Source organism: Vibrio sp. Vb2880 (assembly GCF_033337975.1).
GTDB classification, from domain to species: Bacteria; Pseudomonadota; Gammaproteobacteria; order Enterobacterales; family Vibrionaceae; genus Vibrio; species Vibrio alginolyticus.
Map to the genome: position 1 here is coordinate 169,414 of NZ_JAWORT010000001.1, position 26,694 is coordinate 196,107.

20 protein-coding genes are annotated in these 26,694 nt (G+C 45.8%); 9 read left to right on the forward strand and 11 right to left on the reverse strand.

All coding sequences use genetic code 11. From position 1 onward, the window contains the following. Nucleotides 1–17: 17 nt before the first annotated feature. From R7M92_RS00785 to R7M92_RS00795, 3 genes are read right to left on the reverse strand one after another with little or no spacing between them, the layout of a single operon-like run. Complete coding sequence (locus R7M92_RS00785) at nucleotides 18–1,142, reverse strand: M20 family metallopeptidase (protein ID WP_318132494.1); 1,125 nt, start codon at nucleotides 1,140–1,142, stop codon at nucleotides 18–20. A 9-nt stretch (nucleotides 1,143–1,151) separates the two neighbouring features. Continuing rightward, nucleotides 1,152–1,619 (reverse strand): YjiG family protein, encoded by a 468-nt coding sequence (locus tag R7M92_RS00790; RefSeq protein ID WP_005374849.1) that lies wholly within the window; start codon nucleotides 1,617–1,619, stop codon nucleotides 1,152–1,154. Then, nucleotides 1,619–2,356: a nucleoside recognition domain-containing protein gene (locus tag R7M92_RS00795; protein WP_005374846.1), complete on the reverse strand. Its 738-nt coding sequence runs from the start codon at nucleotides 2,354–2,356 to the stop codon at nucleotides 1,619–1,621. Before R7M92_RS00795 ends, R7M92_RS00790 begins: the two co-directional genes overlap by 1 nt. A 448-nt stretch (nucleotides 2,357–2,804) precedes the next feature. Between R7M92_RS00795 and R7M92_RS00800 the strand changes: the two genes are divergently transcribed. Together R7M92_RS00800 and R7M92_RS00805 are read left to right on the forward strand one after the other, a co-directional pair. Then, nucleotides 2,805–3,092 carry a hypothetical protein gene (locus R7M92_RS00800; protein ID WP_049872671.1) on the forward strand — a complete coding sequence of 96 codons (288 nt, stop codon included), beginning with the start codon at nucleotides 2,805–2,807 and terminating at the stop codon, nucleotides 3,090–3,092. 96 nt (nucleotides 3,093–3,188) lie between these two features. After that, on the forward strand, nucleotides 3,189–3,905 hold the full coding sequence (locus tag R7M92_RS00805) for a DsbA family protein (RefSeq protein ID WP_318132495.1): 717 nt from the start codon (nucleotides 3,189–3,191) through the stop codon (nucleotides 3,903–3,905). Between the two features lie 69 nt (nucleotides 3,906–3,974). Here the strand turns inward: R7M92_RS00805 and R7M92_RS00810 are convergent, their stop codons facing one another. From R7M92_RS00810 to R7M92_RS00830, 5 genes are all read right to left on the reverse strand, one after another. Next, nucleotides 3,975–6,035 (reverse strand): alpha-amylase, encoded by a 2,061-nt coding sequence (locus R7M92_RS00810; RefSeq protein WP_318132496.1) that lies wholly within the window; start codon nucleotides 6,033–6,035, stop codon nucleotides 3,975–3,977. Nucleotides 6,036–6,215: 180 nt separating this feature from the next. Continuing rightward, nucleotides 6,216–6,893, reverse strand: coding sequence for a monofunctional biosynthetic peptidoglycan transglycosylase (gene mtgA / locus R7M92_RS00815; RefSeq protein WP_062855380.1), 678 nt, complete (start codon nucleotides 6,891–6,893; stop codon nucleotides 6,216–6,218). Nucleotides 6,894–7,044: 151 nt separating this feature from the next. Continuing rightward, on the reverse strand, nucleotides 7,045–9,237 hold the full coding sequence (glgB, locus tag R7M92_RS00820; protein WP_241782197.1) for a 1,4-alpha-glucan branching protein GlgB: 2,193 nt from the start codon (nucleotides 9,235–9,237) through the stop codon (nucleotides 7,045–7,047). Nucleotides 9,238–9,520: 283 nt separating this feature from the next. Next, a complete protein-coding gene (gene malQ / locus R7M92_RS00825; RefSeq protein ID WP_213866692.1) occupies nucleotides 9,521–11,701 on the reverse strand; it encodes a 4-alpha-glucanotransferase in 2,181 nt (726 codons plus the stop codon). Nucleotides 11,702–11,818: 117 nt separating this feature from the next. Beyond that, complete coding sequence (locus R7M92_RS00830; protein WP_005374836.1) at nucleotides 11,819–14,272, reverse strand: glycogen/starch/alpha-glucan phosphorylase; 2,454 nt, start codon at nucleotides 14,270–14,272, stop codon at nucleotides 11,819–11,821. Between the two features lie 734 nt (nucleotides 14,273–15,006). On the opposite strand from R7M92_RS00830, the gene malT reads away from it, so the two are divergent. From malT to sstT, 7 genes are all read left to right on the forward strand, one after another. Further along, nucleotides 15,007–17,715 (forward strand): HTH-type transcriptional regulator MalT, encoded by a 2,709-nt coding sequence (gene malT, locus R7M92_RS00835; RefSeq protein WP_005374834.1) that lies wholly within the window; start codon nucleotides 15,007–15,009, stop codon nucleotides 17,713–17,715. Nucleotides 17,716–18,293: 578 nt separating this feature from the next. Next, nucleotides 18,294–19,211 carry a DUF368 domain-containing protein gene (locus R7M92_RS00840; protein ID WP_017820124.1) on the forward strand — a complete coding sequence of 306 codons (918 nt, stop codon included), beginning with the start codon at nucleotides 18,294–18,296 and terminating at the stop codon, nucleotides 19,209–19,211. Between the two features lie 244 nt (nucleotides 19,212–19,455). After that, a complete protein-coding gene (locus R7M92_RS00845) occupies nucleotides 19,456–19,881 on the forward strand; it encodes a hypothetical protein (RefSeq protein WP_025768641.1) in 426 nt (141 codons plus the stop codon). A 9-nt stretch (nucleotides 19,882–19,890) separates the two neighbouring features. Then, nucleotides 19,891–20,505, forward strand: coding sequence for an SCO family protein (locus tag R7M92_RS00850; protein WP_042522188.1), 615 nt, complete (start codon nucleotides 19,891–19,893; stop codon nucleotides 20,503–20,505). Beyond that, nucleotides 20,495–20,803, forward strand: coding sequence for a PTS glucose/sucrose transporter subunit IIB (locus tag R7M92_RS00855; RefSeq protein WP_318132498.1), 309 nt, complete (start codon nucleotides 20,495–20,497; stop codon nucleotides 20,801–20,803). Before R7M92_RS00850 ends, R7M92_RS00855 begins: the two co-directional genes overlap by 11 nt. 275 nt (nucleotides 20,804–21,078) lie before the next feature. Then, nucleotides 21,079–22,155 carry a ribosome small subunit-dependent GTPase A gene (gene rsgA, locus R7M92_RS00860; protein WP_318132499.1) on the forward strand — a complete coding sequence of 359 codons (1,077 nt, stop codon included), beginning with the start codon at nucleotides 21,079–21,081 and terminating at the stop codon, nucleotides 22,153–22,155. 356 nt (nucleotides 22,156–22,511) lie between these two features. Further along, entirely contained in the window at nucleotides 22,512–23,729 is a 1,218-nt protein-coding gene (sstT, locus tag R7M92_RS00865) for a serine/threonine transporter SstT (RefSeq protein ID WP_213869934.1), read from the forward strand. Nucleotides 23,730–23,794: 65 nt separating this feature from the next. Here the strand turns inward: sstT and pdxY are convergent, their stop codons facing one another. From pdxY to R7M92_RS00880, 3 genes are all read right to left on the reverse strand, one after another. Beyond that, nucleotides 23,795–24,664 (reverse strand): pyridoxal kinase PdxY, encoded by an 870-nt coding sequence (pdxY, locus tag R7M92_RS00870; protein ID WP_182038106.1) that lies wholly within the window; start codon nucleotides 24,662–24,664, stop codon nucleotides 23,795–23,797. Nucleotides 24,665–24,765: 101 nt separating this feature from the next. Further along, complete coding sequence (locus R7M92_RS00875; RefSeq protein ID WP_017634469.1) at nucleotides 24,766–24,954, reverse strand: AbrB/MazE/SpoVT family DNA-binding domain-containing protein; 189 nt, start codon at nucleotides 24,952–24,954, stop codon at nucleotides 24,766–24,768. Nucleotides 24,955–25,093: 139 nt separating this feature from the next. Further along, entirely contained in the window at nucleotides 25,094–26,290 is a 1,197-nt protein-coding gene (locus R7M92_RS00880) for a tetratricopeptide repeat protein (protein WP_213967507.1), read from the reverse strand. Between the last annotated feature and the right edge of the window lie 404 nt (nucleotides 26,291–26,694).

The following is a 26,694-nucleotide window of genomic DNA, read 5'->3' on the forward strand; positions in this document are numbered from 1 at the left end:
TTTAGAAGCAGAATGCCTTATTGAGCAATCTTCTCCAATACACGCATCAGCATTTTGATACGTGGTTCGATAGACTCAAGCAACAAGTACTCTTGAACGCTGTGGAAGCCCGCACCGATAGGTCCTAGACCATCCAAAGTTGAAACGCCAAGAATCGCCGTGTTGTTTGCATCAGAGCCGCCACCCACTTCTTTCCAGTTGATGTCGATAGCCAGTTCACTTGCCGCTTCTTCAACTAATGTCATTAAACTTTCTGTTTGTGGGCTTGGCACCATAGAAGGCTTGTAAGCTTCACGAACCAACTCAATGCTCACGCCATCAACGAATGGTGTTTCCAGCATGCCGTTTACCTTGCTGTCGACATCATCGTATTCTTCATTGCTCCAGAAACGCACATCCACAATAGCTTCAGCATGTTCCGGAACGATGTTCGCACCGTTGCCGCCAGAAATAATACCGACGTTCAACGTGGTACCAGATTCAAAGTTGGTCATTGCATTGACTGCTAGAATCCAATTCGCCATCTCAGTGATTGCGCTGCGGCCATTCTCTGGCTCGTTACCAGCGTGAGCTGCAACGCCATTAAAGGTCACTTTGTAGCGAGCCATGCCTTTGCGCGCTTTCACTAAACCGCCGTCTGCACGTGCTGCTTCTGCAACCAGTACATTCTTTGCGTTTTTCGCTACTGATTGAATCCAATCCACAGAGTCCAGAGAACCCGTTTCTTCATCTGGGTTCATGCAGATAGCGATAGACAGCTTATCCAACACCGCTTGGTCTAGATTGCGCATCGCGTATACGATGTTCAGCAAGCCAGATTTCATGTCCGAGACGCCCGGACCGTAAGCTTTCTCTGCATCTTGAGACATTGGACGAAGCTCAGCAGTACCCACAGGGAACACGGTATCCATATGACCAATCAGCATCACGTCGATTTGCTCAGCTTCCGGCTTATTTCGAACTTCAAGACCAACACCCGCTCTGCCACAGTCGATGCGTTTTACGCTCCAACCTGACATCGCTTGGTACTTATCTTCAAATTGAGAAGCGATGAACTCGATACCATCAGTAGTGTAAGTACCACAATCCACATTGATTAGCGGACGTAGCTCTTCTAGATATTCATTTAGAGAGAATTGCATGACTCACTCCTAGACAAATAGATTCATCACCAGCATTGCGCCAAACGCGTTCAATACTGAGATTGCAATCATAACTGGGATGTAACGACCTTCAGTACCGATTGGCCCCATGATACGACCCATGTACTGAACTTGAGAGCCCATTAGGTAGATAGCAGGCGCAAGAATCGCAATGTGCGTGCCGTTCAGGATGCCTTGGTCAAATAACGTAATCACTACGCCCACCGCGCCGCCCATCGACATCCAAGCGCCGATCAATACCGCTGCAGCTTCACCCGGAAGACCAAACACCGCCATGATTGGAGAGAACACAGTGCCCATCAGATCCAGCGCGCCAGTGATTTGTAGAGCCTTGATGATAACAAATGCCATCAATACGTTAGGAACCGTAGAGGTAGTCGCAATCACCCAACCTTTCTTAGCACCTTCGACGAAGATATCCGTCACCATTGGTTTTTTCGCTTTAACGTCACCCATTATGCCGTCTCCTCTTTTAAGTTCTCTGATTTGTTTTGGTCTTGCTTGTCTTCTTTACCTTCCGTCATGTTCAGGTAGATACGGAACAGGTTCGCGCCGATGATCTTAAATGCGAACATCACCACAACTGCTAAACCAATAGAAGACGTTACTGCTAGAGAGCCGTCAGCCATCGTCAGTGTGAACAGCACAGCACCCGATGAGAAGAAGTTCACGATGGTTGCACCTGCAGTGAACTGGAACATGGTAAATACGTCCGTTTCACGCTTAGTTAGGTGACCTTCATCTTTTAGCTGACGCGTCATTGCCGCACCTGCATCGGTACTTTGTAGAGAAGCAATTAAAGCCAGACCAGAGTTACCAGGGATGCCCATTAGAGGACGTAGAAGAGGAGTAAGAAGCTTACGAGCTGCTTCAAGTGCACCGTAGTGCTCAAGTACGTTGATCATACCTAAGGCGAACATAACAGTTGGAATCAAAGTAAGTGCGAAAATGAAACCGTCGCGAGCACCGCTACCACCAGTACCGCGAAGCGACGTTGTTGCAACTTGCACACCGTCAGCCGTTTCGGTGACACCATACGCCACCTTGCCGAAAGAGCCATTGAGCGTTGTAAAATCGAATACACCGTACCATTCGCTAGATTGCATCAGGCCAGAAAAGAACACAACCGCAAACGCCAGAGCAACGTAGCACCCCAGTGTAACTTTACGCTCAGTTTGAACAGGAATTTTCATAACATTACCTACACATGTGGAACTTAACACATATGTTCACCTGAATAATGTGCTAGAGAGATGATCAAAATCAATCCGCCTGCCGAACATTATCGAGACTCAGTTATGAAGTTTTGTTTTATGATTCCAATCACAATTGAAAGATAATAAAAATTTGTGCTAACAATTAGGTATATTAATCTATGTCGATAGCTCACGACTTCTTCATCAACTCAACAAATGATTCTGACGAATATTGCTTTCTACAACATTCATGACGTACTTCATACTTTGGCATTGAGACAATATCGATTAACTCGAAAGTAACATTCAGCCACGAAATTTAGGTTAGGATGGCCCGGTCATATGTAAACGGTATAAACCAGAATTAACAGGACTATACGACCCATTGTTACGCTCACAATATAAAATAGCCAAATGGACACTCGCCCTCGTGCTTTGGGTGGTGATGATATGCTTAAGCCAAAATTCTGGTTTCTCGAAAAGCTGCCCGAAGGCTCACCAAATACAGAGTCAGCAAGATGAAAGCGTGAATTTATCACCATCTTGCGACCTTTCAGAAAAGCTGGTTCAAGCTTACCAACATCAGTTTGATCATATTCTTATTCCATTTTTTCTGTTTGCTTTGATTGTGGCGCTACCGATGACAACCACAGCAATTCGCTATCTGGAATACACAGAACCGATACCGGAAAAGTATCGGGTTCACCTAAAACTTTGCGTGTTTAGAGAATAAAGCCAGCAAGGCGAGAGACCTTTCTGCCTGACTTTTGTACATATTTTATTCACTTCACATAACAAACAACGAAATTTAAAAGTTTTAGGAAATATTATGACATTCACTCGTACACTTTTGGCGTTAACGATGGCTATCGTACCTGCCGTATCTTTCGCATCAGAAAAGACCGCAGAACAAAAGCTAGAGGAAGTTACTCAGATACTAAAAGAAAACCCTCAAATTCTTGATTCATTGCACCAAAACCTTCAAGAGTACATTGCGTATCAACAGTCATTTGGCGACACCTTGAAGGAGGTTCGTCAATATCTAAGTGATGGCAAACATTCCTCTTTTGGTGCTGAAAACCCTGAGTTAACCATTATTAACGTAACAGACTACAGCTGCCCTTTTTGTAAACGTTTAGAAGGAGAGCTGGTCAAAGTTGGTAAGGAATATCCGCAGGTAAAAGTGCTTAACCTCAATGTCTCTTTTAAAGAACAATACGAGAAAAACGGCTACAACTCGGCAAGTTACGCATTAAATGTTTGGCAAAACCAGCGAGATAAGTACGAACAAGTGCATGAGTTATTGGTGAAAAAACCGGGCGCACATGACGCACGTTCCTTAAATCAAATCGCGAAAAATACGGGGACAGAAGCACAGCTTGTCGACGACAAAGAGACCAAGGCGTTGCTTGATAAAAACTATCAGTATTTCACGCAACTTGGTTTACGCGGCACGCCCGCGTTGATCATTAATGATCAAGTCATTCCTGGCTATGTGCCGTTTGACGAGCTAGAAAAAGTCATCGTCCAAGAACTGGCGAACTAATACAACAAAGCCCTTCCCTGATAACTCAAGGAAGGGCTTTTTCTATCTAGGCTTAAAACGAAGTTCTAACTACTTGTCGCGACCCACAAACGCCACAACGACTTTGTCATTGCCAAGCGAGCGAGAGAACACGTACGCGCCTTCTTGTTCAATTACTTGATGCTGACCCGCACCAATCGCTGGGTGCGCTTTACGGAACTGACCAAGAGTTTGCCAGTGTTTGAGCAGCGCTTGCTTCTCATCAGATAGCTTCCATACCATGTCAGAACGAGTGCCTTGGTGGAAATCGTCCGCGTAAGGACCAATGTTACGACCAACTTCATCACCATAATAAACCTGAACAGCACCAGGACTCAGAAGCAGTGCATTCGCGGCGTTACGCTGCATACCGTAATCTTTGAAGCGAGAGAAGAACAGCTCGGTATCGTGAGAAGACATGTAGCTCACAGGGTTAAAGTCTTTCTCACTGGCGATAGTGTCCGCATAGCTTTGGTAAGTGTCTGCCATTTGGCTGAAACACGCCGCGCCTCTATCTAATTTCTTCTGCATGTCGAAGTTAATCAACGCATCAAAGCCATCGTCAAAGTAAGGGCTGCGATAAGCGGTATGTCCCCATACTTCACCCATCATCCAGAATGGCTGACCTGACTTACCGTTCTCTTTACGCCACTGCTCAAGGCTGCTTGATGCCTCTTCTTTCAAGCGTTTCCACACATCGCCTTCAACGTGCTTCACCGTATCGACACGGTAACCATCAATGCCAAAGCGTTTCACCCAATCAGTTTGCCACTCAATTAGGTAGTCCGAGACGGTGTAATTGTCGCGCGCCTCTACGCGAGTACCAGGGTTATCCAATAGCCACTGCGCGGGCTTCACGGCTTTGTCTGATTCGGTGATAAAGTCAGGTAAACCCGCCAATGACATAGTGATATCACTGCTGCCCGGAGCTGGGTATCCCGGTAGACCTGTTCTTACCCAGTCACCGCCCCACCATTTCGACCAGTTTGGACTCTGGTAATCAATATTCTGGTGATAGCTATGCCAATTTTCACCCGCTTTTGGTTGCCAGTCACCCCACTTATTCGGTAAATCAGCGTTTGGTTTTAACACCTCAATACCGTCAAATTGCAAATCGGCTAACGTTGAGTAACCGGTGTGGTTGATTACTGCGTCCATCAAGACTTTAAGGCCACGTTTGTGTGCCTCTTCCACCAGCTTTTTCAGATCAGCTTCGTTACCGAAGTTCTCATCAATCTTGGTAAAGTCACGCGTCCAGTAACCGTGGTAAGCGTAGAATGGGAATGAGCCGCTATCGCCGCCGCCAACAAAGCCGTGCACTTGTTCAACGATTGGCGACAACCAAATCGCATCTGTACCTAGGCTCTTGATGTAATCTAGCTTTTCGATCACGCCTTTTAGATCACCGCCGTGGAAGGTGCCGATCTCTTCTTTGCCGTCTTTCTTGCGTCCATAGCTGTTGTCATTGCTCGTATCAGCATTCTTGAAACGGTCGACCATCACGAAGTAAATGTTGGCATTGCGATAATCAAACGATACTGCTTCTTTGGTTTTCTTCACTGGCTCTAGTAGCACCAACCCGCCTGAATCTTTGCTTGGCGTCAGCGATACTTGCTGATCTTTTACTTCGACCATTTGCCCAGAGTAAGCATCACGCAACTTGGTGCCATCGGGGAAACTGTCACCCAGCGCAATGGTGACTTCGCCGCCTTGATAAACCTCACATTGCACTTGTGGGATTGGGCGTTTGAATTCTGTCTTCGCGGCTTTCTTAGGTTCACGCTTGAAGCGCAGTGTTTTCGCTTCCGCATCAAAAGCAAAAGAGTAATCGCCAGTAAAGCGGATTTTTAACGGCAGTTCCGTTGGCTTTCCGCAGTTCAGCGCGATAGGTTTATTGAATTTGACCTTCTGGCCATCAGGCGCGACACAGTCGCCTTCAACACCCGTAATTTTGAGCGTGTATCCATCTTTGGTTAAGGGCACAACCAAAGGCTGCTCTGCATTTAAAGGAAAGTCACGGCTGTTGGTCGTGGTCGAAATGGTGATGTTTGGCTCGGCGATGGCACTTGCCGATGCAAGCAATAAGGTAGTCGTAATCAGATTCAGTTTCATCGTTCAGTCCATTGGTTGCGCATAGGCGCAGTATTCGTGTTGTATTTTTATTCACACTAATAGTAAATGGATGAAAAACTGAGCACATCATTCTGAAAGGCTACGCCCTAAAGCTTGTGACGCTTCACATTTTATTGATATAGGGGCGTAGTTCTATTTAAGCGCAATAGATTGAGGGAGTTAAAGTTGCACGCTGCCAAGATTGCTCATTTGATTCATCGCCCATCTTGTGCGGCGAGCAGTGTAATCACTTTGTGGATAGACTTTGATTCGATATGGATTTGGCAACACCACGGCTAAACGCGCTGCTTGCCACTTCGAGAGTTGCTTTGCACTGACACCAAAATAATTCTGCGCCGCCGCTTCAGCGCCGTAAATACCGGGACCAAATTCAACCACATTTAGATACACTTCGAGAATGCGCTCTTTGCTCCACATCAGCTCCATCAGCAAAGCAAAGTAAAGCTCATAAGCCTTGCGAACGTAGGAGTGAGACGGAAACAAAAACACATTTTTCGCGGCTTGTTGGGTAATGGTGCTCGCGCCTCTCGACGGACCATTATCACCAGCCTCGGAAATCACGTCGAATAGCGATTCGAAATCGACACCATAATGATGAGGGAATTTTTGATCTTCGGTCGCAATCACCGCTAACTGCATATTTTTTGAAATGCGCGACAAGGATACCCATTCGTGTTGACTATTGTCTGGATAGTTCTTTGGTGGCGCAACAATGCGGCTTAACTTCCATCCCCATATTGGTGGATCGACATATTTCACCAAACCAACCAAAACGACTGGGGCGATCAGCAATATCAACACCATTTTAAATAGAAATGACTTAAGCCTTTTCAACATGTGTAGTTCCCCAATGCATTAGCGATTGATGATAAATAAACCCGTGAGCTTGCCTGATTCAATCAAGAACAACAAGTTTTAGAGGTAAAAAATAGGTCAAAAAAAGCCCGATTTACAATGTAAAACGGGCTTAGAATTTGATTAGACTAAATTATTTGTGCAGCTTGTAGAACACGGTTGAAAGTGGAGGCAAACGAAGCTCAAGTGATTGAGGCAGTGATTCACTTTCAACTTTTTCCGTTTTCACACTGGTCAGCACTTTAAAATCGCTGCCGCCGTATTTGCTATCGTCTGTATTCAGTAGCAGTTCGTATTGACCTGCATTTGGAACGCCTAAACGAAAGCGCTCGTGTGGTACGGGCGTAAAGTTGGTGATGATCAGAATACGCTCACCTTCTTTACTAATACGCTCGTGCGCTAGGATGCTCGCATCCGCTTCGTCTTGTAGACGCCACTCAAAACCAGCAGGAACACAATCTTGATCGTGCATCGCCGCTTCATTTCGGTACAAGTGGTTCAAATCTCGCATCAGCTTTTGGACACCTTGATGACGCTCATATTCCAGTAAGAACCATTGCAACTGATCATCGTGGTTCCACTCCGCCGTTTGGCCAATTTCCGCGCCCATAAAGTTCAGCTTTTTGCCCGGTTGACCATACATATAACCGTAGTATGCTCGTAGGTTTGCGGTTTGCTGCCATTCATCACCTGGCATCTTGTTATGGATAGAGCCTTTTCCGTACACCACCTCATCGTGAGAGAGAGACAAGACGTAGTTTTCGCTGTGCGCATAAACCAGCGGGAAGGTGATGGTATTGTGGTGGTATTTGCGGTGAACAGGATCTTCTTTGATGTATGAAAGACTGTCGTGCATCCACCCCATATTCCACTTGAAGCCAAAACCTAAACCACCCATAAAGGTTGGCGCAGACACCCCCGGAAACGCCGTTGACTCTTCCGCAATCGTCATCGCATTCGGGAAGTGCTTGTACACTTCTTCGTTCATCCATTTTAAGGTTGCGATTGCGTCGTAGTTTTCGTTGCCACCATCGACGTTTGGTACCCACTGGTCGTGGCTACGTGAGTAGTCGAGGTAAAGCATCGATGCGACTGCGTCCACGCGAATACCATCAATATGGAATTGTTCAAACCAGTACAGCGCATTCGAGACAAGGAAGCGACGCACATGTTCACGGCCTAAATCGTAAATGTAGGAGTTCCAGTCTTGGTGCCAACCGCGACGCGGATCTGGATCATGGAACAGAGGCGTACCATCAAAGTTCGCTAAACCATGATCATCCGATGGGAAATGCGCAGGAACCCAATCGAGCACTACACCGATACCAGCTTGGTGACACGCATCCACGAAGAATTTGAAATCATCAGGTGAGCCAAAACGGCTAGTTGGTGCAAACAAGCCAACAGGTTGATAGCCCCATGAACCATAGAATGGATGCTCAGACACAGGCATCAGCTCAACGTGGGTGTAGCCCATATCCACAAGGTATGGCACCAACTGCTCCGCAAGTTCGCGGTAGTTCAGGAAATCACCTTTCTCGTTGCGCTTCCATGACCCAGCATGCAGCTCGTAAAACGATAACGCTTCATCACGCTTTTGCGTCACTGCGCGATTTTGCCATTTCGCATCTTGCCATTGGTAACGCTTGTGATCGTAAGTAATGGACGCGAACGATGGGTATTGCTCAGAGTAGAAACCCCAAGGGTCTTGTTTATGAGGAAGCCCTTCCCCATTTGGCCCTTTGAGCTCAAATTTGTATTGTACCCCTTCTTCCAGACCAGGAATGAATAGGCCCCAGATACCGTAGTCTAGGCGTTGCATTGGATGACGACGGCCATCCCATTGGTTGAAGCAACCCACAAGGCTAACAGCCGATGCATGTGGTGCATAAACAAGGAAACGCACACCAGAGATGTTTTCACCGCCACGTTCTAGCGTGACAAAGTGTGCGCCCATGTAGTGATACATGTCTTTTGGCGTATGCAGATGCTCGTACTCTTGGTAGATATTGTGATACTGGTACGGGTCATCAATAATTTGTTCAACACCATTCCAATCGACCGCTAAACGGTAGTGGGTCAGGTGTAAATCGCGTTGCTCTTTTAAGATGAAACCGCTGTCGCCATCACGCTCAAGCGCCACGCGAGGTTCACCATTAACAAGTAGTTCAACCTTGTTTGCGCCCGGCATCCAAACTCTCAGCGAAGCTTCGTCGTCAATGAATGGACCCAGCGCCGCAAATGGATCTGAGTAAGCCGCCTCAGCAAGCAGTTCGTATGCGCGTTCGTGTTGTTTCTTTATTTTCTTGGTTTTGGTGGTTTTCAAATCTTTCTCCCTAGAGCCAACATCCTTTTCAAGACCAGAGATCTGAATCAAACATCGGTTTCTCCACAGCCAACGTTGTGAACTCACAAAAAGACTCCGCTTCTCACGTTCGTTGCGTAAACGGCGTCAAAATACAAAAATGCCCGCTATTGTCGCGGGCATAATAACGGTACTTCATCCTAACGGATTGTGTTTTAGGAATGAGTGACCTAGACGGAACTTTCGTACCTCTGAGCTAACAAAATTGGTAATCAGCTCGTCCATCTACGCCACTCTAGGCATCTTACTTACTCGCCTGTGCACGAACTTCAGTAAGGCGTTTAGAAATACGATTCACATCTTCACGGCTGAAGATTTCATCTAGGTTCATCGACAATTTACGACGCCAGTTTGGATACTCATCCACCGTACCAGGAATATTGACCGGTTGATCCATTTCTAGCCAGTCTTCAAGCTGAACACTAAGCAGTGCAGAGTCACCCGCGGCTACGTGCAGTTGCAGCGCTTCGCTTAGGTATGAATCCATTGGCACGTACTGAGCATCATGACCAATGCCTTCTGGCAAATAGCCATGCCAGCGAACGCTGTCTAGAATGCCTTGCTTGCACTTCAAGCGATCAGCAAATAAGCCTTCCAACTGTTTTTCATCTGGGTAAAGGCCAATCTCACGACCCATTTTCAAATCATCGCAGTGCCAGAAACCACGGAGGGTTGGCATGTCATGCGTACACAGTGCCGCCATCGATTGCTCTGCGTAGTGCTTCGGAGAAATGAACCCACCGTCTTCTTTCGAAGTTTCGAAGAAGAATACTTTGTATGAGTGCACACCTGCATCGCGTAGGATATCGACGATTTCATCTGGCACAGTACCTAAGTCTTCACCAATCACAGAACACTGATGACGGTGCGACTCAAGCGCTAAGATTGCTAGCATGTCTTCCACTGGGTAGTACAGATACGCACCTTCTGTCGCCTTCTCGCCTTTTGGAATCCACCAAAGGCGAAGCAGACCAAGTACGTGGTCGATACGCAATGCACCACAGTGCTTCATGTTGGCACGTAACAACTTGATGTACGCGTCGTAACCCGTCGCTTCTAAAACTTGAGGGTTAAGCGGAGGCAGACCCCAGTTTTGACCCAGAGGACCAAGTACATCCGGCGGCGCACCGATGCTTGCGTCTAACACTAAGTTACCGTCGTCGGCCCATGTTTCGCTACCTGAATCTGCAACACCAACCGCAAGGTCGCGGTACAAACCCACAGCCATGCCTTTTTCTTCGGCTAGCGCTTGCGCTTCTTTGATTTGATCGTCTGCGATCCATTGCAGGTACATGTACAAGTGAACACGATCTTGGTTATCCTTGATGTACTTCTGAGTACCAGCTGCGTCGAATGTGCGGTATTTCTCAGGGAATACTGGCCAGCCCCACATGTTTGCATCTTCTGAATGTAAATCAGCATGAAGTGCATCGAATGCAGCTTGGTGTAGCAAGCTGTCGCCGCCTTTTTCAACAAAGTCCAAGAAGGCACGAGCGCGATCGGTGTTTTTGTCTAAATGGCGAGCTTTAAACTCACTGAATAGCAACGGAAGAACGCTCATTTTTAGTTGCGAAACTTCGGTGTAATTCACCCAATGAGAGTCTCGCGCTTTTTGTAAACGTTGTTGGAACTCTGCACTACCCACTCGCTGTTGTGCTTCTGCACTTAGCGCGAATTCAGGTACAGAGCTTACGTCGATGTACATAATGTTCAACCAACGACGAGAAGACGGGCTGTATGGGCTTGCCCCTTCTGGATTCGCAGGGAACAGCGAGTGAATCGGGTTCAAGCCAATGAAGTCACCGCCACGAGAGGCAATATCACTCACCAGTTGTTTTAGGTCACCAAAATCACCGATGCCCCAGTTATGCTGAGTACGCAGTGTGTAAAGCTGGATACTAGGACCCCATAGCTTTTTGTGTTGGTTTAGATCGTCTTGTTTGAAACACGCTTTCGGCGTAATGATCAATGACATCTCGTAAGGTGTTTTACGACGCTTACGACTGATGATCAGTTTGTGATAACCCCAAGCCAAGTTCTTTGGCAATGCAAACACTAGAGGGCCACCCTCAGCACGCTCATCACGAACAATTTGGGACTGAAGATAGCCTTCAAGTACCTCTCCTTGTTCTGTTTCTAAACGCCAGCTGAATTCACTCTCACGAGCACTCGTACCTAGGTTTAGTTCCACTTCGACTGGTTCGCCGTCGCGTAAAACAAGAACAGGGGCTAGTACGTCTTTCTTATGTTTCTTTTCAGCAGAAGCCAGTAGTTTTTCATCACTGCTAGTATCGTAGCCAAGCGAAGCGAGCAAGCGGCGTAGCGTCTCCTCAGACACTTTAGCCTCATCTCCCCAAGCACTGACATAGCTATCAGCCAATCTCGCCATTTCCGCGACTTTCTTTAATGCTGTTTGTTCTTTCATCGCTTTCTCCGAAGGTAATACCAACACCTTCCATGTAGGGTTTTATTGTTATCAATAACTTCTTTTGGAAAATGACCAAAGGTAGCGCTTGGCTACCTTGGTCTTAACTAGGTTCTATTAGCGTTTCACCGCTTCAAGTTTCCAGATATTGTTCACGTAGTCGCGGATTGAGCGGTCTGACGTGAACTTGCCAACAAGGGCGGTATTAAGAATGGCCTTCTTCGCCCAGCCAGCTTGATCTTTATATTGTTCGCTCATGTCTTCGTGCGCTTTCACGTAAGATGCAAAGTCCGCAAGACATAAGTACGGGTCACCGCCGTCTAGTAGGCTGTCATACGTTGCACGCAGTAAGCCTGGTTGACCTGGTGTGAACTCTTCACCCAATAGCAAGTCCATTGACGCTTTGAGTAAGTGATCCGCATTGTAGTAATCAAATGGGTTGTAACCTTGAGCTTTCAGCGCTTTCACACCTTCAACATCTAGACCGAAGATATAGATGTTCTCATCGCCTACTTCCTCACGAATCTCAACGTTTGCACCATCCATTGTACCGATAGTTAGCGCACCGTTTAGCGCCATCTTCATGTTACCTGTACCTGATGCTTCTTTACCCGCTAGCGAGATTTGTTGAGAAACGTCAGCCGCAGGGATAATGATTTCAGCCATGCTCACACGGTAGTCAGGGATGAATACCACTTTCAGCTTGTTACCGATGCGAGGATCGTTGTTCACCTTGTCTGCAATCTTGTTGATTGCGAAGATGATTTCTTTCGCTAGGTGGTAACCCGGTGCTGCTTTTGCTGCGAAGAACACAACGCGTGGCGTACACTCAAAACCTGGTTCATTAAGAATACGGTGGTACAGAGACAGTACGTGTAGCAAGTCTAGATGCTGACGTTTGTACTCGTGTAGACGCTTGATTTGAACATCGAAGATTGCATTAGTATCGAGCTCGATACCCATGTTCTCTTTCACCCAAGTTGCTAGGCGTTCTTTGTTCTCTTTCTTCACTGCCATGAATTCTTTTTGGAATGTCGCGTCAGTGGCGTACTTCGCAATACCTTCAAGTTGCTCTAGTTTCGCTGGCCATTCTGGGCCGACTTTCTCAGTGATAAGCTGAGACAGACCTGGGTTACAGAACTTCAACCAGCGACGTGGCGTAATACCGTTCGTTACGTTGTGTAGACGTGTCGGGTACATTTCGTGGAACTCTGGGAATAGGTCTTTCTTAACCAATTCAGAATGAAGTGCTGCTACACCGTTTACTGCGTAAGAGCCGATTACACATAGGTTTGCCATGCGAACCATGCGGTGGAAACCTTCTTCGATGATAGAAAGCTTCTGTTGCTTCGCGACATCACCCGGCCACATTGCACGTACGTCTTGTAGGAAGCGGTGGTTGATCTCGTAAATGATCTCCATATGACGTGGTAGCAGGTGCTGGATTAGCGACTCTGGCCATGTCTCTAGTGCTTCTGGAAGTAGCGTGTGGTTGGTGTACGCAAATGTCTTAGAGCTGATTTCCCAAGCCGCTTCCCAAGCTAAACCTTTTTCATCCATCAGGATGCGCATTAGTTCAGGAATCGCAATCGTTGGGTGCGTATCGTTAAGCTGGATAGTCTCTTGCTTAGGTAGATCCGCTAGCGAGTAGCCCGCAGCTTCGTGGCGACGTAGGATGTCACGTACAGACGCTGCTGAGTGGAAGTACTGCTGCATTAGACGCAGTGTTTTACCTTTCTCGTGGTTGTCGTTCGGGTAAAGCACTTTAGTGATGTTACCTGCGTCGATCAGTGCGTGCTGAGCTTCGAAGTAATCACCATTGTTAAAGCTTGCTAGTGAGAATGGTGCAATCGCCTGACATTCCCAAAGACGTAGCGGGTAAACCGTGTCTGATTCGTAACCCACAATTGGAAGATCCCAAGGCATTGCTCTTACTGTCATGCCTGGTACCCATTTGCGAACTTCTTTACCGTTCTCGTTAATCACTTCAACGTGACCGTAGAAACCGATCTCTTGCGCAAGTTCTGGACGCGCAATTTCCCAAGGGTAGCCTTCTACACCGCGCCAAGCGTCAGGTGCTTCTTGCTGGCGACCATCTTTGAATGACTGTTTAAATAGACCGTATTCGTAATGTAAACCATAGCCGACAGTTGGGAATTCTTGTGCCGCACATGAATCCATGAAACACGCAGCCAGACGACCAAGGCCACCATTACCCAATGATGGGTCGCGCTCTTCTTCTAGCAGATCAGTTAGGTTGTAACCCAGTTCAGCCATTGCTTCTGTTACTTGTTCATACAGACCCATGCTGATTAGGTTGTTACCAGTCAAACGACCGATAAGGAATTCTAGCGAAAGGTAGTTAACGCTCTTCGCACTTTTAATGCGTGGATCTTCTTCTGTCGCAAGCAAATCTAGAGTAGTAAATTCAGCCAGAGCATGCCCCATTGCTAGGTACCATGCGCGGCTGTCTGCGTTTTCAATCGTATGAGCGTAAGTTACAGATAGGTGTTTCTTTACGCTTTCTTGGAACGACTTCTTGTCAAATTGTTTTTGTTGAGTAGGTTTCATTACGAAATTCTCACGTCTTTTGGTAATTCATCTGCCATACATCGTGCATTTACCTCTGTGAATAAACATCCTCCTAATTCTCATCCTTTGAAGGAGGAGGGCTGAGGGCGTAGAGGGGGTACCATTGCTAGGTTAGTGATCCAAATCTCAACAAAGTGAACTTTGCACCAGTTCTTAGTGATTTTGATCACAATGGAATGTGAGAAAGGTTAAAACCCGTTCATGACGCTTTTTATAGTCCACTCATCTGATGATGTGAAAATTGTAATATCGGTCACATTAACTCGGTCAGCGTAGAAGAACTTTTCGTAATCTATGTGCAACGCGATCTTAACGCTAACGAAACAAACGATATTTAAGTGACGACAATCACAAATAAAGGGCGTAGTTGATGGTAAATCCATCAACCCTTGAGAATTAGGAAGTGGATCAAAGTAACGAACATTTCTGATGTCGTAACATCCCACTCAGCTCACAGGATTGTACGCTTTTTATACAAACTAGAATTAGGCGATGTGAGTTATTTCTAGTTTTCGCTAGCTTTTATATCTAAGTGACCGTATGGAATGGTTTTTCAGACGGACGCAAGCCCCAACAGTAGCGACATTATCCGGCATTCAAACAGTGTTTTTGATGCTGATGACATCATTCAGTAAGACGGCTTTCAAGGGGGCTTTACTAGAATGATCACGTTGCAGTCATTTGGGTATACATAAATAAGGACATAACTACTAATGTGGATTCCATCTAAGCTTACTCGACCAGGACGCCTGCACAATGCCATCGTGCGCCCACGAGTGTTGGACTTACTACAGCAAGCGCCTTACTACAAATTGGTTTTATTCCGATCCCCAGCAGGTTACGGAAAAACGACAATGGCAGCGCAGTGGCTATCCGATAAGCCAAACGTCGGTTGGTACAGCATTGATGACAGCGATAACGACGGCTTTCGCTTTGTAAACTATCTGCTTCAAGCATTAAACAAAGCCACCAACTTCAGTTGCGCTAACGCACAAAAACTGGCGGAAAAACGTCAGATCTCGTCTTTACGCTCCCTATTTAGCGAAGTGTTCGCTGAAATGGCTGACTTTCATCAAGAGTGCTACGTGGTGCTTGATGACTACCATTTAATCACGAATGATGAAATCCATGAATCCATGCGTTTCTTTTTAAAGCACATGCCAGACAACCTCACCGTTGTGGTAACCAGTCGTGCAGCGCCGCCTCTGGGCACTGCAAACTTACGTGTTCGTGATTTAATGATCGAAATCGGCAACGAGATGTTGGCGTTTGATACCGAAGAAACCACTCGCTTCTTTAACCAGCGTATCGCCGATGGTATCGATGAAGACATGGCGAACAGCCTAAGAACCTATGTTGAAGGTTGGCCATCGGCGATGCAGTTGATCGCATTACAAGCCCAACATCAAAACCGCACATTGGCACAAACTGTAGAGTCGGTATCGCAGTTCAATCACGCGCACTTGTGGGATTACTTGGTCGAAGAAGTGTTTGACTTACTCGATCACGAAACTCGTCACTTTTTAATGCAAGTATCCGTGCTTGACCACTTCAATGATGAGTTAGTGTTTGCCCTTACCCAACGCGAAGATGCACTGGGAATGATTGAATCGCTTAACCGTTACGGCTTATTCATTTACCCGCTCGAAGGGGAACAGAACTGGTTCCGGTTCCATAACTTATTTGGCGAGTTTTTATCTCATGAGCGCCAAGCTCGTATTCCTCAGCAAGAAAAAGATCTCCACCGCAATGCTGCTATCGCTTGGTTACAACAAAAAGCACCACACCAAGCGATTCATCATGCACAAAAATCGAATGATAAGGACTTAGTGGTAGAGATCCTAAACGAATTCGGCTGGAAGATGTTTAACCAAGGCGAACTCAGCACACTGGAAAGCTCAATTAACAAGTTGGACGATGATCTGTTGTTCAGCCACCCAAAACTTACGATGCTCCGAGCATGGTTGGCTCAAAGTCAGCATCGTTATAACCAAGTGGGCCACCTGCTTGAAGAAGCGGAAGAGGAACACAAAAAGCGTAACATTGCGTTAGATATTCATTATCAAGGTCAAGCAAACGCGTTGCTTGCTCAAGTGGCTATCAACAGTAACCAACCAGAAAAAGCTCTCGAATTAGCGGAGCTAGCGCTTAGCCAACTTGATAACACTATTTACCGTAGCCGAATTGTGGCGACTTCGGTTGTTGGTGAAGTTAACCACGTGCTAGGTAAACTAGACCGTGCTTTGCCGATGATGCAACAAACTGAAAAGCTAGCTCGTCAGTATCAGGTATATCACCAAGCGTTATGGGCAATATTGCAGCAAAGCGAGATTTTAATTGCACAAGGTTACGTGCAAGCTGCCTTTGAACTACAAGATTCCGCATTTCGTCTGATTGAAGATCAGCAGCTTCAGCATGTTCCTCTTCATGAATTTTTGCTGCGTATTCGCGCGCAAGTACTTTGGTGCTGGAACCGACTTGATGAAGCGGAAGAATGCGCGTACAAAGGTCTGCAAATTCTCGAAAACCATTCACCAAGCAAGCACTTACATAGCTATTCGATGTTGGCGCGTATTGCGATTGGACGCGGTGAATTAGACAAAGCCGGTAAATTCATTGAGCACATCCAACACTTGATGAAACAGTCGACTTACCACGTAGATTGGACTGCAAACGCTTCACTATCGTTGATTCTATTTTGGCAAGCGCGCGGGAATACCGATGCAATGCAAGAATGGCTCAACACTGCGGTTCGTCCTGAATCGGCATGCAACCACTTTTCTCAATTGCAATGGCGTAACATTGCTCGCGCCCACATTAACTTAGGCCAATATACCGACGCTCGTGCTGCGTTAGATTTTCTCCAAGGTGAAGCTCGTCGCACTAACCTAATCACAGATACTAATCGCAACTTAGTGGTTGAAGCGGTCCTTTCTGCTCGCCAAAAAGATGAGGAGCAAGCCAAGGCACTGTTAAAAGAAGCATTAGTAATGACGAACCAAACTGGCATGGTCGGAAACTTCCTGATTGATGGTGCAACCATTGGCGGTCTGCTGGAGAAGTTGAGCCTCCGCCATGAACTGGGCGATCTTGAGCGTCACCGTGCTCAACAGTTAATGAAGGACATTTCATCGAATCAACGTAGCCGGTCAATTCACTTTGATGAAGACTTTATTGAAAAGTTGGTGAATCACCCTAATGTGCCAGAGCTAGTACGTACCAGCCCATTAACACAACGCGAATGGCAGGTTCTGGGACTGATTTATTCAGGCTTTAGTAACGAGCAAATCGCACAAGAGCTGGATGTGGCAGGTACGACAATTAAAACCCACATTCGCAACCTGTACCAAAAGCTTAATATTGCTAATCGTAAAGAAGCCATTGTGACAGCTGAAAATTTGCTGCAGTTGATGGGATACTGAACTGCTCGATAAACGGGTTAAAACGTAAAGTAAAACACAAGGGTTGGCGTAACACGTCAGCCCTTTTTTATGACTGACAGTAAGAGAAGTGCAATTTGCAAAGCACGTAAGTAACGTTGTTCATATAAAAAAATAGCCAACCGCAATAATCGCGATTGGCTTATATTTAGTGTGAACAAATTGTATTCACTAACAACGTCAGTTGGCTAGGTGACCCTCGGCTTAAGAAGGGTCGAGCAGTATTATGCATTAATCATGCCAAAATGCAAAGACTTATTTTTGGGCACAAGATCTCATATAAGCTGGATTTATTCACGCGCAAATTATCAAAATGCAATTTGACAATGCAAATTGCAATTGCACAATGCAACCAAGATTGATAATTGATAGTAGAGTTAATCATCTCAAAAATGTAAACCAAGCATTAAAAGCTCGTTACGGCGGCATTGTCTCTTGGCGGGTAATAAAGATAGGCAATAGATTGGATATAAAACCAAGTAGTTACAGCACTATTTCATACTTTTTTCATCGCAATGTTTGTATACTCTCTGCCATCGAAACGACTTAGCATTAGAGCAATGAACTACTTAATTACTTTCTTCAAGGGAATCGCCATGGGTGCAGCAGATGTTGTACCTGGTGTATCTGGCGGCACCATCGCGTTTATCACTGGTATTTACGATACGCTGCTTGAAAGCATTCGACGCATTAACCCCTCACTTTTCTCTATCTGGCGAAAAGAAGGGTTTAAAGCCGCGTTTAATCACATCAACGGATTCTTCCTAATCGCTCTGTTTGCCGGCATTTTCACCAGTATTGCAACGCTAGCAAAGTTGATTACTTGGCTTCTTGACACACACCCGATCCCACTTTGGTCATTTTTCTTTGGTCTAATTTTGGTCTCTGTGTATCACATTATTCGTCAGGTTGAGCAACGCGATCTTGTCCGCTTTGTCATTCTGCTCGTTGGTGTCGGGTTTGCTTATAGTATTACTGTGCTCAAACCTTTACACATGGAACCAACGGCCATTAACACCTTATTCGCTGGAGCTATCGCGATTTGTGCGATGATCTTGCCGGGTATCTCTGGCAGTTTTATTTTGCTGCTGATTGGCATGTATGCTCCTGTATTAGCCGCAGTGAAAGGTTTTCAAGTCGATACATTAGCGCTATTTTTGTCTGGCTGCGTGATCGGTTTACTGTCCTTCTCTCACTTATTGTCGTGGTTACTACGCAAGTTCCGTGATTTCACCCTGATGTTTTTGACTGGATTAATGATTGGTACGTTGCCAAAGATTTGGCCATGGAAAGAAACCATCACTTGGCGCACCAATTCGAAGGGCGAACAAGTGCCATTGCTACAGCACAACCTATCACCATTTGAATTTGAACACGTGACATCACAACCTTCTCAGTTAGTACTTGCTGTCGTAATGATGCTTGCAGCCATTGCTCTGGTTTTGGGTCTAGAGAAATTCGCAGATTCAGATAAATAACTTTGGTATCAAACACATACTGAACCAAATAAAAACGGAGCCAATTGGCTCCGTTTTTATCTATTGGCTAAGGGCAAAAACATCTCAATTGAAAACTCTGCTGTATTTGATGCAATAAAGTCCGTCGCATTACTAAGAAGCTGGTCACCGAGGTATAACGCACAATTTACCGAGGTCACGAGTTGGCGAGCGGCGCATCTGTGCTACGATGCTCGTAATGTTAAGTGATAAATGCTGAACCTTAATGAAACTGTTACAAATCGCCGCTGTTTCAGCCGCATTAGTTGCGGGATTTTATGCCCCGACTCTAATAAAAAGCTTTTCTTCTTCCACTCAAAGCAAGTCAATAGATGAATACTGCTTTCTCTCTACAACCTCTTGCGTCCAAGAAAATGTTACGATGACGCTAAACTCAGAAACTGCTCAACCCTTGGTTCCTACCACTCTAAATGTTGAGTGGCATACAAGCGATGCTAAGCAACTCATCCTAAGTCTTTCAGGAAGAGAAATGGAGATGGGTGAGCCTAAGTTTTTGCTGAAGCAAATCGCTCCTGGCCAATATCAAGGTGACATCATTCTCCCGGTTTGCACGGAGGATGCAATGACTTGGGTTGGTGAACTCAGTGATGGAGAGAATACCGTTTACCCTGCTATAAAAATGCAAAGATAAGGAATCGTTATGAGCCGCAATTGGTCCCTATTTCTCGTAGCTGCTTTCGCACTCGGGTTTGGCGTAAAGAGCTATTTAGATAACCAGAAAACGAAGCCAGAGCAAGTGGACAGTTCCACCTCTCAACAAACGGTATTGTTTGGGGAAAATAACCAAGCCGTCAATATCTTCGATGTGAATGACCCTCGCATCCGAGTCGTCTATTTTGGCTTTACTCGCTGCCCAGACGTTTGCCCAACTTCTCTTGCAATGCTGGCAGGAGCACTGAATCAAATTGACGACGCGCAAAAAGCACAACTACGCCCGATGTTCATTTCTTTAGACCCAGAGCGTGATGAGGCCGATGCATCAGCAAAATATGCCCATTACTTCCATCCAATGATTGAAGGCCTATCGGCACCACTTGATGTAACGACACCTTTGGCACACAACTATGGTGTCATTTTCCGCAAGACAGAATTGGAAGGCTCGGAACTAAAGTACACGCTGGATCATAGCTCTTACTTTTACTTCTTGAAGCCGGATGGCACGTTAATCACTAAAGTACCGCATACGCTCTCGCCGGCACCGATTGTTGAAGCCATTTCAAAACTAACGACCGAAGGCTCTTCAAATGACGGTTAAGTCAGTGCTGAAGCAATTTTTCAATTTCCTAACTCATACCAACCCCAATGTCGAACAAGACGTCGATACGATCATTGACGCCATTGGGGGCATAGAGAACCTGCTAGAAACTGGTGCATGTGCGACTCGGCTGCGTCTTACCCTCAGAGAGACGTCCGTCATCGATAAGAACGCACTCAAAAATCATGGCGCGCATGGCGTCGTGATATTGGATGATCGTCATGTCCAAATCATATACGGCTTAAAAGCCAACACGTATTCGCAGATTATGGAAGAGCGCATCACAAAACAAAGTTAATATTTTTGCAGTATAGCTACCCTCTTTAAAAAAGGGCAGCTATACTCTTTTGGCTTAATTAACTCACTTATTTATTAACCAACGAAGAGGACACAAGATGATTGTATTGAATAACACTAACTGGGCATCGCAAGGGTAATCCTAACAGCACCAACTCTGTGGCATAACCACAACTCCCCTTCTCTGACCGGTCTTTACCGGGGTCAACTCTATCCGAATTAGACCCTAATGCGATTTGTATTAAGGCGCTTTGTTGCGTCTGGGATAATTCAATAATGAATCAAACACATACTTTTTGTGACACATTAGTTTCAACTTCAAACCCTCTAAAACAATTGGGTTGGAAACCATTTTTTCAGCAACAACTGACATTAGACGATTACGACAACACTATCTTTGCTCGTGTAATTGCGCATCACCGAAGTGGTTATTTATTGGCAACAGAAACTGGGCAAGTTCATCTTAATGCCCACCATTCTTTACCCAACATGACCGTCGGAGACTGGGTAATCTTAAATGAAGATCAGCAATTTGTTCGCTTACTGGATCGCTTGAGCCTCTTTAGCCGCAAAGCCGCTGGCAGCAAAGTGGCAGAGCAACTCATCGCAGCCAATGTGGATACAGTGTTTATCGTCTGTTCCCTTAACGACGACTTCAATTTAAGTCGTATTGAACGCTATCTTGCCTTGGCTCATGAAGCCGAAGTCGAACCCGTCATCGTGCTTTCCAAAGCCGATTTGTGTGACAATACTGATGAACTAAAAAGCCAAGTACAGAAGCTCGACCCTCTATTAGCTATAGAGACAGTCAACGGCTTAGAAATAGAGAGTGCTTCTAAACTCATGATCTGGTGCAAAGAAGGACAAACCCTCGCTTTTATCGGTTCTTCAGGCGTTGGCAAATCAACTCTTGTTAATGCATTACTCGGGCAACAAGAACAGGCAACTGGGCATATTCGTGAAGACGATAGCAAAGGTCGACATACAACTACATCGCGCTCTATCCATCTATTACCTGATGGCGGCATCTTGATTGATACTCCGGGAATGCGCGAGCTTCAACTAGCAGATTGTGAATCGGGGGTCAGCGAGGCGTTTTCTGACATTGAGGCTCTCGCTCAGCGTTGTCGCTTTGGTGATTGCCAGCATCAAACTGAGCCGGGTTGCGCAATTCAAACTGCGATTGAAAATGGCAAACTGGAAGTTCGTCGTTTCAATAACTATCAAAAACTATTGCGAGAACAAGCCTTTAACGGTGCGACTTTGGCAGAGCAACGAGCTCAAAGTCGACAGTTCGGGAAACTCACTCGAAATGCCATGAGTGATAAGCGCAGGCGCCAACAAAGTTATTAATTTGTTGCGTTTGAGTTGTCAATAAAATCAAAGGAGACGAAAGTCTCCTTTTTAACAACTTTATTAAAAACCATTACTCATAACTAATGATAATTTTCAACATGAAAATCTTATTTAAATAACATTGAGCAAACATTTAATCCAAAAACAAACTAAAACTAGACACAAAATATTACCAAGCTAAGATATGTGATATTCAGCAAGAAAATGGCTGAATTTATAAAAACAGGATAATTGATAATCATGTGTCTTAGTGACCAGAAGCAATGCTCACCCCTTGTAATATAAGGGCATTATCGCCGTGTAATGATGGACTATTGCCCTGCCACTCTGGCATAAATTTGCAGGAATGATGTATGCAACACAACAGCCTCGTTGCCCGATATGCTCGTGGTAACCTCGTCGTCCAGATCCTTGTCGGTATCGTCTTTGGTATTTTGCTCGCGACAATTTCTCCAAGCCATGCCGAAAGCGCGGGATTAATTGGTAGCCTTTTTGTCGGTGCGCTTAAAGCGATCGCGCCAATCCTTGTGTTTATTTTGGTTGCCGCTTCAATTGCAAACCAAAAGAAAAACCAACACACTTACATGCGCCCAATCGTTGTACTGTACCTGATGGGTACATTCTTCGCGGCGCTATCAGCAGTGGTTCTAAGCTTCCTTTTCCCGACCAATTTAACGCTTGTCACCGGCGCTGAAGGTGCAACGCCTCCTCAAGGTATTGCTGAAATTCTACGCACATTGTTGTTTAAACTGGTCGACAACCCAGTAAATGCACTAGTAGAAGCAAACTACATCGGCATTCTTGCTTGGGGTGTGGGTCTGGGTCTTGCACTACACCACGCATCGGCAACAACGAAGGCCGTATTTGAAGATCTAAGCCACAGCGTGTCTCACATTGTGCGCTTTATCATTCGTCTTGCACCATTTGGTATCTTTGGCTTGGTTGCTTCAACGTTTGCGACAACGGGCTTTAGCGCACTAGCAAGCTACGCACACCTTCTGGCGGTTCTTCTTGGCGCAATGATGATCATCGCACTCGTTGTAAACCCAGCGATCGTGTTCGCTAAAACCAAACAAAACCCTTACCCACTTGTATTCCGTTGTCTACGTGAAAGTGGTGTAACTGCGTTCTTCACTCGTTCAAGTGCGGCGAATATTCCAGTAAACATGGCACTATGTGAGAAGCTAAAACTGGACGAGGATACATACTCAGTATCTATCCCTCTAGGTGCGACCATCAACATGGCTGGTGCTGCAATCACTATCACAACACTAACGCTTGCAGCTGTGCACACTATGGGTATCGAAGTTGATCTACTGACTGCGCTACTTCTAAGTATTGTAGCTGCGGTTTCTGCATGCGGCGCATCAGGTGTTGCAGGTGGCTCTCTACTACTTATCCCACTTGCGTGTGGCCTGTTTGGTATCTCAAACGACGTAGCAATGCAGGTTGTAGCGGTTGGCTTCATTATCGGTGTGATTCAAGACTCTGCAGAAACTGCGCTAAACAGCTCAACAGACGTTGTCTTTACGGCAGCAGTTTGTAAATCAGAGCAGCAAAAAGCTCAGTAAGACTGACAGAACAAATAGAAAGGGGAGCCGATGATGGCTCCCCTTTTTTGTTTAATTGCGCTCAATTATGCGGTGACCAGAGCCACTTCTTCAATCGGGAAGTGTTTGCTTGGCTCAACAAACTCTTGCTGCGCCGCAATAGTTTGCAGCTCCCATTCGCCTGCATGGTACGTTGCACTTAACACCCCGTAGCATGCGTCATGACAATGTTGGAAAGCTTGCTTAGGAGACCAGCCTTTTAAGAGTCCCGCGGTAAAGATAGCTGAAATAAGATCGCCCACGCCAACAGGTTGTTTAGCAAACTCAAATTGAGGACGCTTCGCAAGGTAAATACCTTCTTGCGTAGCCAATAGCATGTTGAAGCTGCCATTTTCTAGGCAGTAAAGGTGCTTAACTAGCACCACCTTTGGACCTTTCTCTAGCGCACGTTGGCATGCGGTGATCGCATCGTCTAGTGAGTGGATTTCCATCTCAGCAAATTGACTTAGCTCGAATTGGTTCGGAACGATCACGTCCGCCATTGGCATCAAACGCGTTAGAAGATTTTCAGCAATGCCCGGAGCCACAATGCAGCCTTTGTCTGGCGCGCCCATCACAGGGTCGCAAACATAAAGTGCGTTCGGGTTCGCTTGCTTCACTTTCGTCACGGTATCTTCAACAACAAGACACTGCTCTGCGCTACCTTGGTAGCCCGTCAATACCGCTTGGCACTTTTCCAATGCACCGATGTTACCAAGGCCACGAACTAACTCGCTGATGTCTTCAGCCGCAAACGCTCGCCCAGTCCAGCCTTCTTGATACTGCGTGTGGTTAGAAAATTGAACGGTATGAATCGGCCATACTTCGAAACCCATGCGTTGCATTGGGAAAACGGCACTGCTGTTACCAGCATGACCAAAAGAAACATGAGATTGTATAGAGAGGATACCTTGCATAGTACCTTACCTCTTATTGTAGTTATCGATAGTTCAAAGACAGCGGCAAGCGCCAGTTTTGCGAAACCAGTAGTGTATCCGACAAACCAAGATTCTCTAACTCAATTCTCCTCAATATCTTCAGAGTAAGTTGGCGCGCTGGTTTTCAACACCATCTTCTTAATTTCCATTTTGTCTTTATTCAGTGCGATTTCTAGGGTATCTCCTTCCCTTATCCCGAGCTGAGCCAGGATTACGCTTGGAATGACTACGGCGGTGTCGTCACCGATTTTAACAGGTTGACTTATCATCTTTCGTCCTCCAAATGTCGAAAATGAGTTTTCACGTCATTGGATGTCTAGCCTCAAATACGTTGAGCTGACTTGGATTGGCGTAACATTTTAAAGACAAAAGAAAAGCCTCAATCTTGAGGCTTCTGGATAAGATAGGTTATGGCTGAAGGAAGTTTTGAGTGAAATCGAGCGCCTCTTTAGAGAGTTTTTTTTCGTTGGGCGATGTGCTTGCCTGGTCTTCTGCTGTTACCGTTGTCATGTTAGGCTGAAAATCTAGTGTTGATGCCTCCTCCCAAGCTTCAGAGGCGTCTTTATTCTCATCATTCAACACCGCATTGAGCTCCTCTTCCGCAGGAAAATACGCTTCGCGTTTGTACACTTTGTTAAGGGCTCGAATAATAGAGTGCTTTCTCACCATTCCTGAGGCCAGCTTTCTTTGCAACGGCTTCGCTATGGACTGCAATCCAACGACAACATCAACACCAATATTGGTTGCCACTTCATCACGTAACATACGCGCAGGTTGGTAGCCCATATTGGCAGCAAGAAACAGCCAAACGTAAGCAATTGCATTACCCGTTTTACCTTTATCCTTCCACGCTTCGCCAGCATGATACATCGCTTTAGCACTGCCACCTTCCGCGGCCCGTTCCAGCCAGTAGCAACCTTTAACCATGCTTTTTTCTGTACCAATGCCATTTAGGTAACATAAGCCGACTTGGATCTTGCCATCTGCACTGTCTTTTTCCGCCGCTTTCATAAACCAGTAAAGCGCATCTGCACTGCGTCCTGCACTATTGTCTGGTGAAAGCTGCCATTCCCCCATATAAATCATGGCATCAATGCAGCCTTCTTCGGCGGCAGTTTCAATCAGTTGGTTACCTTTTGGGATATTTTTTTCAGTTCCTCGACCAAAGACCAAGGCCTTGCCCGTCGAAAATTTCGCTTCGGTATCCCCTTCCATTCCCGCAATTGCGGTACGCCAGAAGTTTGCCTGCTCTTTTAAAATCACATCTTCGCGCATGCGTTCACTTAAGCGAACAATGCCGTACATCCCCGTCACATTGTCCAGTTTAGCGGCTTTATCATACCAATACAGCGCTTGGCGAATGTTGTCCTTTTCGGCTTCTTTCGCTAGAAATAAAATGGTGGGGATATGCCCGGTTTCTGCTTTGAACTCTCGCTCTTTACGCTCTTGCTCTCGCGCTTTATGCATCGCCTTTCGATAAGCGGCTTCGCGAGCTTTCCTCTCTGCCTCGAGTCTCTGTTTCCGCATCGACAACGAGATCATCCACACAAATATCAGGACGAGTGAAAGGCCAGTTGCCGCAATGGCAATGCCCATACTACTCATAAATAGCCTCTTTTGGTTTCAGGGCCCAATTCAACTCCCTTTCAGGGAAATCTTATGATTACGCGCCGACATAACGCCGACTACCTTCATTATATAACGACCACTTAGCGAAAATCTGAAGCTTGCGAAGACTTAATGGCGGTATTTTATTCAACATCACTGCAACTTATTTTTAAAAGAAAAATATAGCCCTCATTTTTATAGAACTTAATCACGGTTTTGGGGCTGAGACATTCTCATCCCCTATCATCCCCCCTTACTCATCCCATAAAAATTTACATTTTAATGATGTGCAGAATCTCTCACTATGCGCCTGTTTTATTATTTAATTTGTGAACAAAATCGACTGTGACAGAAAATTTGCACCTGTAAAAAACTTAACAGCCTGCTCTCACATTTTGCTG